Origin of the sequence: Bacteroides sp. An279 (assembly GCF_002159615.1) — a bacterium.
GTDB lineage: Bacteria > Bacteroidota > Bacteroidia > Bacteroidales > Bacteroidaceae > Phocaeicola > Phocaeicola intestinalis.
The window spans coordinates 1-16,175 of sequence record NZ_NFJA01000011.1 but is presented as its reverse complement, the minus strand read 5'-3'; the positions used below and the strand labels follow the sequence as shown (position 1 = coordinate 16,175).

11 protein-coding genes, 1 tRNA gene and 1 pseudogene are annotated in these 16,175 nt (G+C 46.7%); 2 read left to right on the top strand and 11 right to left on the bottom strand.

Annotated features, from left to right (window positions below; all coding sequences use genetic code 11):
* Positions 1 to 42: 42 nt before the first annotated feature.
* Positions 43 to 2,727 (bottom strand): 4-alpha-glucanotransferase, encoded by a 2,685-nt coding sequence (locus B5F78_RS03570; RefSeq protein WP_087406039.1) that lies wholly within the window; start codon positions 2,725 to 2,727, stop codon positions 43 to 45.
* A gap of 186 nt (positions 2,728 to 2,913) precedes the next feature.
* On the bottom strand, positions 2,914 to 4,878 hold the full coding sequence (gene gyrB, locus B5F78_RS03565) for a DNA topoisomerase (ATP-hydrolyzing) subunit B (protein ID WP_022039830.1): 1,965 nt from the start codon (positions 4,876 to 4,878) through the stop codon (positions 2,914 to 2,916).
* Between the two features lie 396 nt (positions 4,879 to 5,274).
* On the opposite strand from gyrB, the gene B5F78_RS03555 reads away from it, so the two are divergent.
* Both B5F78_RS03555 and B5F78_RS03550 read left to right on the top strand, forming a co-directional pair.
* Positions 5,275 to 6,504, top strand: a complete 1,230-nt coding sequence (locus B5F78_RS03555) for a site-specific integrase (protein WP_087406038.1) — start codon at positions 5,275 to 5,277, stop codon at positions 6,502 to 6,504.
* Between the two features lie 25 nt (positions 6,505 to 6,529).
* Entirely contained in the window at positions 6,530 to 7,651 is a 1,122-nt protein-coding gene (locus tag B5F78_RS03550) for a PDDEXK nuclease domain-containing protein (protein ID WP_087337873.1), read from the top strand.
* 158 nt (positions 7,652 to 7,809) lie between these two features.
* Here B5F78_RS03550 and B5F78_RS03545 read toward each other — a convergent pair whose 3' ends face one another.
* The 9 genes and pseudogenes from B5F78_RS03545 to B5F78_RS03505 form a co-directional block, all read right to left on the bottom strand.
* Entirely contained in the window at positions 7,810 to 9,825 is a 2,016-nt protein-coding gene (locus B5F78_RS03545; RefSeq protein ID WP_018710110.1) for a KUP/HAK/KT family potassium transporter, read from the bottom strand.
* A gap of 230 nt (positions 9,826 to 10,055) precedes the next feature.
* Positions 10,056 to 10,787 (bottom strand): hypothetical protein, encoded by a 732-nt coding sequence (locus B5F78_RS03540; protein ID WP_071148004.1) that lies wholly within the window; start codon positions 10,785 to 10,787, stop codon positions 10,056 to 10,058.
* Positions 10,788 to 10,793: 6 nt separating this feature from the next.
* Positions 10,794 to 11,723: a relaxase/mobilization nuclease domain-containing protein gene (locus B5F78_RS03535; protein ID WP_087406037.1), complete on the bottom strand. Its 930-nt coding sequence runs from the start codon at positions 11,721 to 11,723 to the stop codon at positions 10,794 to 10,796.
* On the bottom strand, positions 11,689 to 12,072 hold the full coding sequence (locus B5F78_RS03530) for a MobC family plasmid mobilization relaxosome protein (protein ID WP_022456182.1): 384 nt from the start codon (positions 12,070 to 12,072) through the stop codon (positions 11,689 to 11,691). Before B5F78_RS03530 ends, B5F78_RS03535 begins: the two co-directional genes overlap by 35 nt.
* Before the next feature lie 156 nt (positions 12,073 to 12,228).
* Positions 12,229 to 13,158: pseudogene (locus B5F78_RS03525) on the bottom strand (toprim domain-containing protein).
* 162 nt (positions 13,159 to 13,320) lie between these two features.
* Positions 13,321 to 14,394, bottom strand: a complete 1,074-nt coding sequence (locus tag B5F78_RS03520; RefSeq protein WP_087406036.1) for an AAA family ATPase — start codon at positions 14,392 to 14,394, stop codon at positions 13,321 to 13,323.
* A 56-nt stretch (positions 14,395 to 14,450) separates the two neighbouring features.
* Positions 14,451 to 14,687 carry a helix-turn-helix domain-containing protein gene (locus B5F78_RS03515; RefSeq protein ID WP_087406062.1) on the bottom strand — a complete coding sequence of 79 codons (237 nt, stop codon included), beginning with the start codon at positions 14,685 to 14,687 and terminating at the stop codon, positions 14,451 to 14,453.
* Positions 14,688 to 14,919: 232 nt separating this feature from the next.
* The gene (locus B5F78_RS03510) at positions 14,920 to 15,828 is read right to left on the bottom strand and encodes a hypothetical protein (protein WP_087406035.1); all 909 of its coding nucleotides are present in this window, start codon (positions 15,826 to 15,828) and stop codon (positions 14,920 to 14,922) included.
* 240 nt (positions 15,829 to 16,068) lie between these two features.
* A tRNA-Leu gene (locus B5F78_RS03505) sits at positions 16,069 to 16,152 on the bottom strand.
* Positions 16,153 to 16,175: the final 23 nt, after the last annotated feature.

Genomic DNA, 16,175 nt, shown 5'->3' with positions numbered 1-16,175 from the left:
ATAGAACTAGTCAACGAAAAACTGTGTTTTAAAGAAAAAGCTTTATCCGTCTGCTCTTCCGCTTTCAGCAATCATCTGGCGAATATGTTGATTGAAGTCGGTAAGACTCATCAGCTTTTCGAGGGTGATATGCATCCGCCAGCGCCAGTAATTATGTGGATTGGCCGGGATATTGATGCGTTCGGCATCAATGTCTGCATTACGGATGGCTTCGTCCATTGCGGTCCAGTCTTGCCACGTCAGGATACAAAGCATCGAAGGACACTGCAGGTGACGGCGGACGATTTCCTCGCATAACCAGCCAGGAGCTTCTTCGGGTGTTGTGCCCCAGTAGTGCAGTTCGTTATGATAGAAGCGGTCGGTAACAGTGGAGTCTTCTTTCCACCAACCGCGCAGGGTAGTCATATCGTGGGTGCCGATGGTACATACCGAGAGGTAAGGATAGTTCTCGGGTCTGCCAAACTCTATACCGGTTTGTTTGGGCATCCGCTGGATTTCGAGTGAAAGTATTTGTAACTGGTTCATTACCCAAGGTACGCAGCCCGGTACCATACCCAAGTCTTCTCCGCATACCAGCATCGGGGTTGCTTGAAGCAGTATGGGTAGTTTTTTCATCGCTTCGTGGTACCAGAATTCATTATGACGCTGGTAGTAGTAATGATCATAAAGGCGGTTGAATGCTTGCTGTTCTTTAGCAGAAAGGTGGCAGAATACCGGTTCGTTCTGTACGGCGATGCGTGGATGGAATTTATTAGGATCATCGCGGTCAGCGATGAAGAGCACATCGCTGATGAGTGAATAGAGTTTTTCGCGCATATCCGTACTGGCGGGGTCATCCTTTCCGTCAAAGTATGTCTCGACCTTACGTTGAGTGTTGTATTCGGGTCGCAAGGCATACAGTTTGCTGGGAAGATGTTTCAAAAAAGTGTGGCGCACCTCGTGTGCCTTGTCACCGAAAAGTTTATCTATCAACTGGTCATCAATGTACGGACGTGTCATACGTTCCTTGTCGAAATCGAGTCCGAAGCTTTGTATTTCTTCTTTGCTCATTGGAAGCGAAGGGACGAATTGCCCCAATAATCCGTGGACAGAATGATAAGGAATCTCCCAGATACGGAAGAAACCAAGGATATGGTCGATGCGGTAGGCCGTGAAGTATTCTGCCATCTTGCGGAAACGTCGTTGCCACCAATGGTACTGGTCTTTCTCCATCACTTGCCAGTTGTAGGTGGGCATTCCCCAATTTTGTCCGTTGGTGGAAAAAGCATCGGGAGGAGCTCCTGCTTGCCCGTTCATATTGAAATAATAAGGCTCTACCCATGCCTCCACGCTGTTGCGGCTGATACCTATAGGGATATCACCTTTCACGATGACTCCCTGGCTGCGTCCGTAGGTGCAGGCATCAAGCAGTTGTACGTGCAAGTAGTATTGCAAAAAATAGTAGAAACAGATGTCTTCGTAGTACGTACTTCCGGGGATGCACATTTGCTGCACTCGGTCTGCTTGGTATACGCTGTCCACTCCCCATCGGCGAAAATCGGCAGTGCCATTCCGGTCGCGCAACACGCTGAATGCAGCGTAAGGCTGTAGCCATTCTTCGTTCTTTTGCACGAAAGCTTTGAATTCCGGCATTTCCAGAAATTGTTCTTGCTCTTGGTGGAATAAGGTATGCAGGTATTCCCGTTTCAGGCAGTTTACTTTTTCATAGTCAACCTGCGACAAGCCGTTCAGGGTAATACGGCGTCGCTCGAAAGCCTTCATTGCTTCTTCATCGTTCAATGCAGGCAACTGGCGCAGGTCAATATACATCGGGTGAAAAGCATAAATGGAGATACTGTTGTAGGGATATGAGTCCATCCACGTACCAGTCATTGTAGTGTCATTGATAGGGAGTATCTGTACGGCACGTTGTCCGGTCTCGATGGCCCACGTGATGAACCGTTTCAGGTCGCCGAAGTCACCTACACCGCAACTTCCTTCCGAGCGGAGCGAAAACACGGGAATGGCTGTTCCCGCAATACGGCAGGCAGGACGGTTGAAGAATACTTCTGCTTCGGCAGGCAGATAAGTTTCTCCGCGTTGAAGCGGACGTATCTGAAAAAGGCGGTTAGGACGCGTTTCCCATTCTTCTACAGCTCCCGTCTTCTCGTTGATGGCGACAAACTTATACTCGAATGGTGATTTTAGTGCCGATGCATCCAATGTGAGCTGCCACACGCCCGAAGCAACCTCGTGCATCCGGATAGGACGGCAATACTCCCAATTACCCAGTGCACTACAGCTCCCGATAATCCCCAGTTCCTGTCCTTGTACATGCAATCCCGGACAAAGGGCACGGAAAGTGATGCAGCTTCCCACATTGTTGCTCAATCGATTGGGCGATGTCAGGGGATGGACATCATTAAAGGCGGAACTATAACGGTAATTTTCGGTAGGAAGATCGCGCCAGCAATCTTCTATGAGGTATTGATGTTGCTGGACATTGCCCGAATACACGGTGTGTGCAATAGCTCCCAGTTCCTTGCGGATGCACATATCGTCGCGGAACACCCCGTAACGATAGGTGATAGGACGTCCGGACTCGGCAGGCGAATAATCGCAACTTCCTTTCCATTCGCTTCCGTCGCGGGTGGAAAGCTGGAGAAAGAGAGGGTCACCTTCATCGAAGATGACACGGAGGTCTTCTCCCCAAACAGTATGGTATTGGATACGGAATGTGAGTTTCATCTGATTCTGTTGGTTAGTTTATGTGTCAAATATAAGGAATTATATGATAATATGCAAATGTGGGAATGTGTCAATGTGGGAATAAAAAAAACTCCAGCAACAAAATGCATTGCTGGAGCTTCCCCTAGTGTAAGATGCGGGGCTGGATTTTTAATTGTGAATGAATATGAAGTTAATAAAAACGCCTTATGCGTCGATATTCGCATATGTGGCGTGTCTTTCTATGAATTCACGTCGTGGAGCTACATCATCCCCCATCAGCATGGAGAAAATGTAGTCGGCGTCTGCTGCGTTTTCGATGCTGACTTGCTTCAGAATGCGGGTTTCCGGATTCATGGTCGTTTCCCACAACTGTTCCGGATTCATTTCACCCAAACCTTTGTAACGCTGAGTGTGGATACCTGTTTCGGTACCGTCACCGTATTTCTGCATAAATGCCTGACGTTCTTCATCGGTATAGCAATATTCGCTGATTTTGCCTTTGGTGCATTTGTAGAGAGGAGGATTGGCGATGTAAAGGTGTCCGCCCTGGATTACTTCAGGCATGTAGCGATAGAATAAAGTCATAATCAGGGTATCAATGTGCGAGCCGTCAACATCAGCATCCGTCATGATTATGACTTTGTTGTAGCGCAGCTTCTCAATGTTTGCCTTCTTGCTGTCTTCCGAATCATCTACACCGAAGCGTACCCCCAGTGCCTGTATGATGTTGTTTACTTCGTCACTTTCGAACGCTTTGTGCCACATGGCTTTCTCTACGTTTAAGATTTTACCTCTTAACGGCAAGATGGCTTGAAACTGGCGGCTTCTGCCCTGCTTGGCAGAGCCACCTGCCGAATCACCTTCGACAAGGAACAGTTCGCATTCTTCGGGTGTGCGGCTGGAGCAGTCGGCAAGCTTGCCCGGAAGCCCTCCTCCACCCATCGGGCTTTTACGTTGTACAGATTCACGTGCCTTACGGGCTGCAATGCGTGCCGTAGCTGCCAATACTACCTTGTCTACGATAAGTTTGGCTTCTTTCGGATGTTCTTCCAAATAATAAGTTAAAGCTTCACCCACGGCTTGGTTGACAGCACCGCTCACTTCGTTGTTGCCCAATTTTGTTTTAGTCTGTCCTTCAAACTGTGGCTCTGCTACTTTTACCGAAATGACTGCTATCAGCCCTTCACGGAAGTCCTCGCCCGAAATTTCTACCTTGGCTTTTTCCAATGCCTTGCTGTCTTCGGCATATTTCTTCAGCACACGAGTCAATGCCGTGCGGAATCCTGCTTCGTGCGTACCTCCCTCGATGGTGTTGATGTTGTTTACATATGAATGGAGGTTTTCGCGGAAGCCTGTGTTGTACATGATGGCACACTCGATAGGAATACCCTGTTTTTCAGTATTCAGATAGATGACATCATCGATGAGTGGTGTATTGCTCGAATTAAGGAAGCGTACAAACTCTTTTACGCCCTCTTCCGAATGAAAGACCTCTTGTTTGTACGAACCATCCTCTTCTTTTTCGCGCTTGTCGGTCAAGGTAATAGTAATACCTTTATTCAGGTAGGCAAGCTCGCGCATACGTGCCTGGAGAATGTTATACTTGTATTCGGTAGTGGTAAAAATCGATGCATCAGGCCAGAAAGTCTGACGGGTTCCAGTAATATCGGTCGTTCCTACTTCCTTTACAGGATAAAGTGGCTTTCCACATGCATATTCTTGTTGGTAGATTTTTCCGTTTCTAAACACATTGGTCACCATGTGGGTAGACAATGCATTCACACACGATACACCGACACCGTGCAGTCCTCCAGATACTTTGTATGAGCCTTTGTCGAATTTACCTCCGGCATGGAGGACGGTCATCACAACTTCCAGTGCCGACTTTTTTTCTTTTTGGTGAAAATCTACTGGGATGCCTCGCCCGTTGTCTTGCACGGTGATTGAATTGTCTTCGTTGATAGTTACTTCTATGTGGGTGCAATAACCGGCGAGTGCTTCATCAATGGAGTTATCTACTACTTCGTACACCAGATGGTGTAATCCTTTTTCGCTGATATCGCCAATATACATAGCGGGGCGTTTGCGTACGGCTTCCAGTCCTTCCAATACTTGAATGCTGCTTGCCGAATACGTATTTCCGCTGTTTAGGGTCAGTTCTTCGCTCATATCTTTTCAGTCTACTTTTTAAAACGGTCAAAGATACGCATTTTTCGTGAGATAGTGAACTTTTGTTCCTCTAAAAAAACGGAAAATAACAAAGGCCGATAATCAGTCGATTATCAGCCTTTTTATGTACCCAGACCCGGTACAAGGCATAGAAATCATAGGAAAATAAAAGAATTCATCTTCCTTATTATCAGCCATTTGTGTATTTCTTATTTTCTCCATTTTTGCCATATTTTGCCCATTTTTCGTCATTAAGTACACTTTTAGTACACTTTTAGTACACTTTGAAATTCCATTTTCTTTTGTACCTTTGCAATATCGAAAAACAAAAGAAAATCAATTATTTAGCGTAATCACCCGGTTACGGTATCTAAATCGGGATAAAACCTCTAAACAATGGCAAAGTTAGAAAATAAAACGAAAGAAAACCCTAAATTGGAGCAAAACAGGCTGTCGGACGGCAGAATTAGTTTGTATCTGGAGTATTATTTGGGTAGAGAGGAAAAGCCTGTATTGGATGAAAACGGTAATCAGGTGTATTATGAAAGCGGTAAGATGCGGGGAAAGCCGAAGTTCGCTATCAAGCATCACAGGCGAAAAGAGAACCTCAGTTTGTATCTGATAGAAAAGCCCCGTACTCCTGCGGAACGCCAGCAAAACAAGGAAACATTGGAACTTGCCGTAAGGATACGTGCCGAGCGTGAACAGGAGTTCAAGGAAAGCATGTTGGGCTATCGCCTGAAAAAAGACCGGAACGTGAATTTCTTGGATTATTTTCAAGCCTATATCAATGACTACACCAAGAAAGACATTCGGATGGTGCAAATCGCCCTAAGCCGTTTCAAGGACTTTTTGAAGGAGCATTACCCGATGCACGAGTTCGGCATCAAGCCGGAACTTATCACGAAGGACATGATGGAACAGTTCGTAGCTTATCTGCAATCCCGGAGCGTGGGCGAAGGGGCTAAAAGCATCTTCCAGCGTTTCAAGAAGGTTATCCACTATGCGATTGACCACGATGTGATGCTGAAAGACCCCTGCAAAGGCGTTACCTGCAAGGCGGATAGCCAGATACTACGCAAGGACGTGCTTTCGCCGGAAGAAATCCAGCGGTTGATTGCGTGCCATTATGACAACGAGAACCCCAACGTAAGGCGTGCGTTTATCTTTTGCCTATATTGTGGCTTGCGCTTCTGTGATGTGAAAGACCTTACCTATAAGAATATCGACTACGCTAATAAGCTGCTAAAATTTGAGCAGAACAAGACCAAAGGTCATTCCGCCAGTAGCGGTGTGGTTATTCCGCTCAATGACGGGCTTCTTTCGCTTGTGGGAGAACCGCCGGCAGACGGTAACAAAGACGCTCTCATCTTCAACCTGCCTTCGTATGAAAGTTGCTGCAAATCCGTCAAGCGTTGGGTGAAAAGAGCCGGGATAGATAAGCACATAAGCTGGCATTGCGCCCGTCACTCATTCGCCGTGAATATCCTCAACAATGGGGCGAACATCAAGACGGTTGCCAGCCTGCTCGGGCATAGCGGACTGAAACATACGGAGAAATACACCCGTGCGGTGGATAAATTGAAAGAGGAAGCGATAAACAGCCTGCCGGAATTAAAGTTTTAACCATAAAAGACTTACCTTTGCAATTATGGACTTTGAAGCATTAGTAAAACATATCAGCACGATACAAAGCACGTTGCAGGCGCAAGCCGCACACGCTGTAAACCTCGCTCTGACTGCCCGCAACTGGCTCATGGGCTGCTATATCGTGGAGTTTGAGCAAAACGGTGAAGACCGTGCCGCATACGGCGAGCAACTGTTGAAGAAACTGGAACAGCGGTTGAATGTCAAAGGACTGAACGAGCGCAGGTTTCGTGAGTTCCGGCGGTTGTACCTCGTTTATCCGCAACTGAAAGAGCCTATCGCACAATACATATTGGCAGGAAGCGAAATTCGGCACACACTGTCCGCCGAATTTGCAGACCCAATTCGGCGGTCGCCAACCGCCGAATCTTCTCAATACATTCAATCGGCTCAAAACAAATGGATTACCCCACCCGAAAAGTTATTTAGCCGCCTATCCTCTACCCATTTGAATGTAATTTCACCCATTGATAACCCTGTAAAACGTGCTTTCTACGAAATGGAAGCCATTCGGGGCTGCTGGTCAGTAAAGGAATTGGAGCGGCAAATCAATTCCCTCTATTACGAACGCAGCGGATTATCCCAAAATAAGGAAACCTTGTCTGCCTTGGTGCAGCGGCAAGCCATGCAATTACAGCCCAAAGACATTATTAACACGCCCGTTACGTTGGAGTTTTTGGGATTGAACGACCGTACTTTGGTAACGGAAAACGACTTGGAGCAATCCATTCTCGACAACCTGCAGCACTTTCTGTTGGAAATGGGGCATGGGTTCTGCTTCGAAGCACGCCAAAAGAGAATCCTGATAGACGGGGATTATTTCTTTGCCGACCTCGTGTTTTACCACCGCATTTTGAAATGCCATGTCATCGTGGAATTGAAGATAGACAAGTTCCGCCATGAGTACGCTTCGCAACTGAACCTATACCTTAACTACTTCAAGGCGGAAGTGATGCAGCCCGACGACAATCCGCCTGTCGGCATCCTGCTTTGCACCGAGAAGGGCGACACGTTGGTAAAATACGCCACTGCCGGATTAGACCCGAACATCTTCGTGCAAAAGTATATGATAGAACTTCCCACTGAAGAGGAAATTAAGAAGTTCATTTCAACTGCAAACTATTAGCAATAAAAAACACTACTGGCGAAAAGAAGGAAAGCCATTCTTTCTCTTTTCGCCAGCACGTTTATTACTGCCAACAAGAATAGGTTTAGGTTAGTTTGGATGTATAAACCAAAGACAGAACTAAACCGTAAATGCAGACGATAATTATAGCAAGTCACTTATGATACATTCTGTTCTTCCAAGACTATATTAGCATCATTATCGCATTTTTCAGGCTTAATCCGCTCTATACGACGAATATGTTTTGCCCTATTAGCTATAATTAACGGTACACGCTCGACAACAACAACCGATGTGTCAAGCCCCAACGCACTCGGTTCTCCAATGCCTATCTTTCTAATTAAGGCATAAAGGCTCATCAGCAAATTTTGTCGGCGGTTACGGGAATCTTCAGGATAATATATCCGGTGGATAATAATAAAGCGAAAATCACCCGGTATGCCATTCTTATGCAATGAAGGATAAGAGCTTGTTAGTTCTACTTCACCATCCGCAACAAGGTCATCAACTACTTGTCGTAAATAAAGGCTCACGCGCGGTTCTATACGAAAACCTATACGCATGGTTATACTAAACAATGTCCCTTTTATTAATGTGGAACAATTATATTCAAGTGTGTCTGGTGTATCCACAAATTCAAGGTTAATAAGCCAATAATGATCTGCCCGTTTAGGCTGCTTATTAATTATGGAATACAACAATTTATCGTCCACACAACCTTCTTTGTCTGCATGATTCACATAGACAAGATTAGAAGCATATTTGGATATGCTTTCGTCCGCCTTAATATCAGAAATAATGTTGTAGTATTCACTTAACCGTTTGGAAGACATATGTTTTCGACGAATTTTGTTGGCACTTACCCATACAAACATGATAAAACATAATAATCCACCTATTAACAGCGTAAACCAACCTCCGACCATAAATTTGGACAGGTTTGCAGCAAGGAAAATACCTTCAATAACACAATATCCGCCGACAAACAGTATTGATAGAATGCGTGGAATGTTATGCATATGCAAATAGAATCCCAACAACAATGTTGTCATCAACATTGTAATAGTTATGGCAAGTCCATAAGCGGCTTCCATGTGGGTGGAATCTCGAAACAACAATATAGTAAATATTACTCCAATATACATTACAAGGTTTACCATTGGAATAAATGACTGACCTTTTACGTTGGTAGGGTGCTTAATACGCATACGAGGCCAGAAATTCAAGTTCATAGCTTCACTCAATATGGAAAATGAACCGCTTATTAGAGCTTGGCTCGCAACAATAGCTGCCCCGGTAGCCATTGCTATGGAAAACAACAGTATTTCTTGTGGCATGATTGAATAAAATGGGTTCACTGTACCTTCTGCACTTTCCGGATGATGCAATACCCACGCTCCTTGCCCCAAATAATTTAGAATAAGCATCACCTTTACAAATATCCAACTGACCGTAATATTTCGTCTGCCACAGTGCCCTAAATCAGAGTATAAGGCTTCTGCACCAGTGGTACACAAGAAAACGGCACCCAATATCAGAAACCAGTGGGGGGATTCCACTAATAACCGTATGGCATAGTAAGGATTGAATGCCTTGAATACTTGAGGATAGGAAGTCAGACTGATAGCTCCGGCGATTCCAAGAAGCAGGAACCAAAGTAGCATAAATATACCAAATGACCGTCCTATATTTTCTGTACCAAAACGCTGAACGAAAAATATAATGGTAATAATGGTCAGTGTAATAGGAATCACAGGCAGATGCGGACTGATACTTTCAAGTCCTTCTATGGCAGTTGTGACCGTAATGGCTGGAGTGATAATACCATCAGCAAGCAAAGTGCTCGCACCGATAATGGCAATGATGTAAATCCACCTTCTTCTGTGGCGGCGTAAAAGGGCATAAAGCGCAAGTATGCCACCCTCCCCGTTATTGTCGGCACGGAGAGCCACCAGCACATATTTCACCGTAGTCTGAAGAGTAAGCGTCCATATGATACAAGACAATGCGCCTAAAACATAATTTTCATCAAGAGCTTCTCCAGTATGAATGATGGCTTTCATAACATAGAGTGGCGATGTTCCAATGTCACCAAAAACAATACCCAATGTGATGAGTAACCCGGCAAATCCAAGTTTATGTTGAATATTGCCTTCTTTTGATAAGTTTGCCATAAAAAGTAGTTTTTTGTTCTACATATATTTGTTTTCCTTTTAAGCGGCGCAAATATAAAATAAAATCTTAACAATAAAATTTCACTTTTCTTTTTTCGTGAAAAATATCATATAAACCTTGACGATGGTCAAGGCTTGTCTAAAAAAAATAGTCTGTTTGAATTACGTATAACTATTAAACTCAAAAGCCGAAGTTATGGGACTTATCCTTCACCTCGGCTTTTTGCTATTTACTGATTTCCTAACCTATCAGCTTCCTTTTTCAACTGCTCAGCCTGCTCATTAAGCAGCTTTGCCCGTTCCAAGGCTTCCGCCTGCCTGCGGCAACGTTCCTCAAAATCTAGTACCGAATCCGTCAGGTTGCGGATAAAACGCTCGTCCCGCTGCCACTTGAACTTATTCTCCAGTCTTTCAAGGGTATTGCCGTCCGCTTGTCCCTGCATCAGCAGATAACGGTATTTCATGTCGTTGTCCTGCAACTGCCCCATCCGTTCAGCCAGACGGACATTCAGGAACAGGGACGTGGCACAGACAATCAGACCTGCCGAAAAGAGGAATAGCTTCGGGCGTACCAAAGAAGTTACTTTGTTGTAAATCCGCCGATGAAACGGTACGGGTTTGGCTTCTTCTTTTTCTGCCATGCGCTCATCATGGTACCGCTTCATTGTTTCCAGCATTTCCTTGAGACAGCCGAAAGTGGCTACTACATAATTCTTGACCTCCCCGAAAGATTGCCGTTGTTCCTGTCCTGATTTCCGCAGTTCGGCAAGCCGGGTCAGGATGTCTTGCAACTCTTTTTCGGGAACCGCCGGGTTCCTGCGTAACTCAGACAATGCCCGTTCTATAGCCTCCAGTCGGGAAAGGGTTTCCTCGCGTCCGGCTGGCGTCACCTGCGCTTCCTGCTTCTCCTTCAGTTCCGTGACCATGGAGAGAAGCCCCTCTAAAATCAAATTTTCTTCCATATCCGTTTACAGTTTAAGTTGTCTTTTCTTTTTCTTCTTCTTTTTTCTCAGACTCCAGTCAATTTCTTCGTCCGATGGAGCAGACGGCGAAACATCGAACAAGCTGAACAAGCCGCCCATTGAAGGGCTGTCGTTCCTTTGCGGTGTTTGCTCAGGCTCCAAAATAGGTGCGGAAACTATCTGCTGGCGGCTATTTTCTACGGTATCCATTCCTGCGTTCCCGAAATGCTTATCCAGTTTGGAGAAGCTGAAATTGCGGTCTATTTCCGAACCTTTGAACGTATAGGCACCTTTGGTGAAGGAGATGCCCTGCACCTCGTCTGTACGCCCTTTATACTTGAAGCGGATGCCGATGCCCTTTTCTGCCAGCCGCTCCTGTAACTGCCGCCAACTTTTGGACTTGCCGATTTCATTCCTCACAGCCGTGTAAATCTCGTATTTCGACTTGTCCGGCTCTTTCAGGCGATGCCGCTTAACCAGTTCCTTGCCTTTGGCGAAGTATAGCCCGTGCTTGGCTTTCAACTTCTTGCACACCTGCTCGTTGCGGTACATGTCGTTCCTGTCCGAGATGGTCTTGCCGTTGTTGTCTATGCGATTGAACACGATATGCACATGCGGATGCTCCCTGTCTTGGTGGCGCACGATGATGTACTGCGTATCGGTGATTTTCATCTCGCGCATATACTCTTGCGCAAGTTGTATCATCTTCTCGTCCGTCAGCTTGGGCGCATCGTTTACCGAATAGCTCAGCGCGATATGTCCGACTGGCTTGCCCAGACGGGGATTCATGGAGGCTTGCGTGCAGAAGCAGCGGATGATGTCCTGCCTGCTTTCCGCCAGTACTCCGTCCGCATGGAGCAAGACCGCCTGCTGCTTGCCCAGCACGTAGTCCACACAGCCCTTAAACCCGCTTCCTTTCCTTATTTTTCCAATCATCCGACAAATGGCTTATGATTTCCACTATCCTGTTCTTAAGTTTCACCAGTTCGACCGCCACTTTCGCAAAGCCTCCGGCATTTGCCCGGTGCGCCAGCTGGTTGATGTTGTTCGCTTCGCCTGCCAGTTTGCGGAGGATGTCCGTATCCTGCCTGTTCAGCCGGGGCGTTATCTCTGCCGACACGACAGCCTGCCGCACATACTCGCTGACACGCAGCCCGGCTTCTGATGCCCGCTTCCTAACGGCGTAATACTGCAACTCGGTCAGCTTCGTGCTGACCACACGTCTTTGCTTGTCTATCCGGTTCTTTGCCGGACGACCGCCTGATTTGTTCCTTGTATCTGTCATACATTTTTGTCTTTGGAAGTTGTCTTGAAAATTGCGACCGACGGGAGCGGTTTCCTTTGCGGGGAGCAAAGCAAGGCGGTTTCGGTCTACCGAAACATAACCTTGCTTCCCCTAAGAAACGTCTGCCCGTTGGTCACAGTGTCTATCTCCGCAAGGTTAGATTCCTCTGCCTTTCTTCTGCCTTAGCACCGGATTCTGTCCGTTTTTCTGTTCCTGTTTCCTGCCGCACAGGTAATCGTTCAGGTCGGAATATCCCCGGTAATTGTGTGAGAAATCCCGTACCCGATAGGAGTATTCCGCTGTGATGGCTTGCGTTGTCCGGAAGCCTGCCTCGTCATTGTCGAGCAGGCAGTGGATGCGTTCATACTACCCCAATGCGTCAATGGCTTTCTGTACATTGGCGGTGGAGTTGAGTATGACGTAATCCTGCCTGTCAAGGTTGGGCATGGCAGGGCAGTTCTTTGTCCTTAGCGTGAGGAATGAAAGATAGTCCATGAAGCCCTCGAACACCAGGCACTTCTCCCTTGGTTCGCCCTCTTGCCGGATATGGGTGATGTCTTTCGGTGCGATGCAGCCTTTGAAAAAGGAGTTGCGCACCTCGTAGCCGCCAGCCACATTCGGGAAACCGATGGCGAAGTAGGGCTTGCCGTCATGAGTGAAACGCAGTTCCCTACATTCTCTTTTTGCCAGTGTAAGGTCAATGCCACGCCCCTGCAAGTAACGGAGCAATGCCGGATGGGTGAGGTCACGGACTTCCAAATGTTGAAAACTCGGTGCCGACCTTTGCTGCCGAAAAGAAAAACTGACCGGGCGGACATGCTGTGCCTGTTCTGCTATCCGGTTTAAGAGGTACGGCAGATGGTCGGAACAGTAAAGTTCCTGTGCCAGTGCGATGATGTTGCCGCCTTTGCCAGCCCCGAAGTCATACCATTGTTCCCGTTCTGTGTTTACTTTAAAGGATGCTTCATGTTCCTCCCTCAGTGGCGATTTGTACCATAGATTCGCTCCCTGCTGCTTGACGGGTGAATATCCCAGACTGTGCAGGTAATCGGTGATGGGTATTTTCTTTGCTTCTTCAATGTTCATAATGCAAACTTTTTAGTGGATGATGAATAATTGGGATGTGTACCAGTCCGGTTTAGACCTTCATATATACGCCCGTACTGTACCGGACTTGATTGCCGGGAGTGACGGGAAACGGGAAGTCTGTTCCCCTTATATATATGTCCGAACTAAACCAAACCTGTTTTAGTAGTGAAAATCGGGATTGTAACGGTATCCCTTTCCTTCCTTTACAATCATACGCTTGTTCACGAGGAACGTGTTCAATGCCACGAGGACATTGCGTCCCCGCTCGTAGCCGATGCTTGCATAGCCCTGCTTCAACGCCTGTATGACGTTGGAATAGCCCTGCACGGTGCGCTTGCCGAAACCGTTTTCCAACGCCGTGCGGTGCTGCTGTTCAGTCAGTTCCGTAAGCGGGAAACTTTTTTCCTGCTTGGGCTGCTGGAATACATAGCCGTCCACGACTTCGGGCAATGCGCTGTCGTTGATGCGGAAGGCGAAAGGCTCGAAGTCCCGGTCGCGTATATGTGCCGCCTTTACCTCGCTGATGTTCCCGTCCTGCGTGCTCTTGGTGATTTGCAGGACGGTTTCCGCCTTGTTGTTCAGTTCCGTGCCGATATGTCCCCTCGTATTGTCATCCCCCTTGTTCAGATGCAGCACGGTATGAATGTGCAGGTTGTATCCGCTTGACCAGCGCATGAGCAGGTTTATCAGGTCGGTCGATTCGCTGGGGCTGTTGATGTCATACATCAGGTCGCGGATGCCGTCAATGATGAGCAGCCCCACTTCGGGCATGTTCTCCAGCATATACTCGATAATCCGCTTCCGCATGTCAGGGGTCTGTTCCCTGAGCACGATGAAAACAAAGTCGTCCCTGTCCTGGTCGGTCGGCAGTCCGGCAAGCCGCAGGATGCGTTCCATCACCTTGTGGCAATGGTACCTGCTCTGTTCGGTGTCCACATAAAGGATTTTCCGTTTGTCCGGAGGCAGGCACGCCGAATAGTGCAGCACCTCGTCATTTGTCAGTGCCGCTGCAACGATGGCGGAGATGTTGAACGTCTTCTTGCTTTTCGCCTTGCCTGTGGAGGCGCTGAAGTTGCCCAGCGTCCCGATGGTGGAGCCGTTCACCCAAAGGATTTCAGGCGGCACATCGTAAGTGTCCGTCACTTTCAGGCGGATGCTTTTCCAAAGGGCAGCAAATTCTTCCTTCTTCATGATGGTGTCCCCTTTAGCCTCCGTGCTTTTCTTGTTTTCCATGGGCTTTACTTCTTTAAGGGACGGTTGAGAACATACTTCTGCGCTTCCTGCTCTATCTACGTTTTGGTCTTTACCGGATTCTGGCGGAGCCATGCTTCCAGTTCGGACTTCTCAAAATAAAGCATCTTCCCCTGCAGCTTGTAATGGGGAATCAGATTGCCCGAAGTCAGCTTGTAAAGGTAACTTTTGGACAGGTTGAGGAATGTGCTCGCTTCATCAAAGCTAAGCACGTTCTTGGTTAGGAACAACATTCTTTCGAGTTCTTCCACTCGCATTTCCAAAGTTTTTTCCATATTGCTTGAAACTTTTTGGTGAAACAATATGAAGGTGCGCACCCTCGTTTTATTTTTGATGGAGCAAAAATCGGCATCCTCCAAAACATCAACACATAAGTTACGGGTAACTCACGTGAAATATTTTTGTTTTGACCTATGCCGACATGCCGCATCGTTTTGTTAACGGGGGCAAAGTTAAAGGCTTGGAAATGAAGTCTAATTGAGCTTTGTTTGACCGCTCAGACTATGCTCAACCTTTTTGCAGTTGCTTGATGTATTTGTCTATGAGTTCGTATCCTTTCGGGTAGATGCACTTCACGTTGTCTGTCGCGCTCGACAAGTCGCTGCGTGTGAGGTATTTGTCTTTTATCTTGGCAAGTACCAGCTTGTTGTTGGCTATGACGGACTGCCACTCATAAGCGATATAGTTGTAGCAGCTAAGCTGCATCATCAGATAAGCCAGCAAGCGGTTGTTGTTGGACTTCAATACCCCGTTCAGTTTGCAGGCGAAGAAGTCCGAAAGGATTTTCGGGGTGATTGTCGTGGTGAATATGTGCGCTTCGTTGATACATTCGACCAACAGTTTGATTTGTTGCGTTGTAAGGACTGATTTGAATGGATTGGATTTCCCGACTATCTTGGTCGGCTCAGGCTGTGCCTTCTCTTCTTCTTTTGGCTGTTCTTCTGATTTCTCATCCAAAGGAACAGAGGCATGACTGGCGTCCTCCGATTGTTGGAGGTATTCCAGATATTGGGTCTGCATGACAAGGCGCACAATGGAAGAAAAGAACGGAAGCTGCTCATCATAGCAAGTGGAAGATTGCAGGTATTTGTCCATATCAAAAGAAGAACATTGGAACGAAATATATTTTTTCCGCTCGTCAAAAGAGAGATTCTCGAAGAAACCGCTTTCCCAAAGGAAGTCCGGCATCAGTATGTCAAAACGTATATTGTGCAGGGCACGGTTCTTTTGGCATAGGGATACAAGGTTCTCGGTCACGTTGAAAATTTCTTGCCGGATGTAGTCATTCATTTGCGCTTCCGTCAGGTATTCACGCTTTAAGGCAAGCGCATTAGTTTTCATCCCGTATTCATGGGCAACACATTTATCAAGTAACTGCTGTATCTTTTTGAAGTTGGTTTCTCTGAAATCTTCCATATACGTTGTGCATTAAAATCGGTTTGGGTTACAAAGATAAGTGATGGATACCGTTTTCAAAGCAAACAAAAGCAGGAGAAAGGAAGAAATATGCAGCATCTTTGTTAATAAAGCATAAATATAAGGTTGCTAAAACGGCGAAAGTACTCTTTCTTTTTCTTTTCGTCAGGAAGTACACTTTTAGTACGCCCGATAAAAAGAAAAACCCTTGATAATCAGTTGATTACCAAGGGTTTGAAGTACCCAGACCCGGGGTCGAACCGGGATGGATTTTACTCCACTGGTGTTTGAGACCAGCGCGTCTACCGATTCCGCCATCTGGGCATTCCGTTGAATTGCGGTGCAAA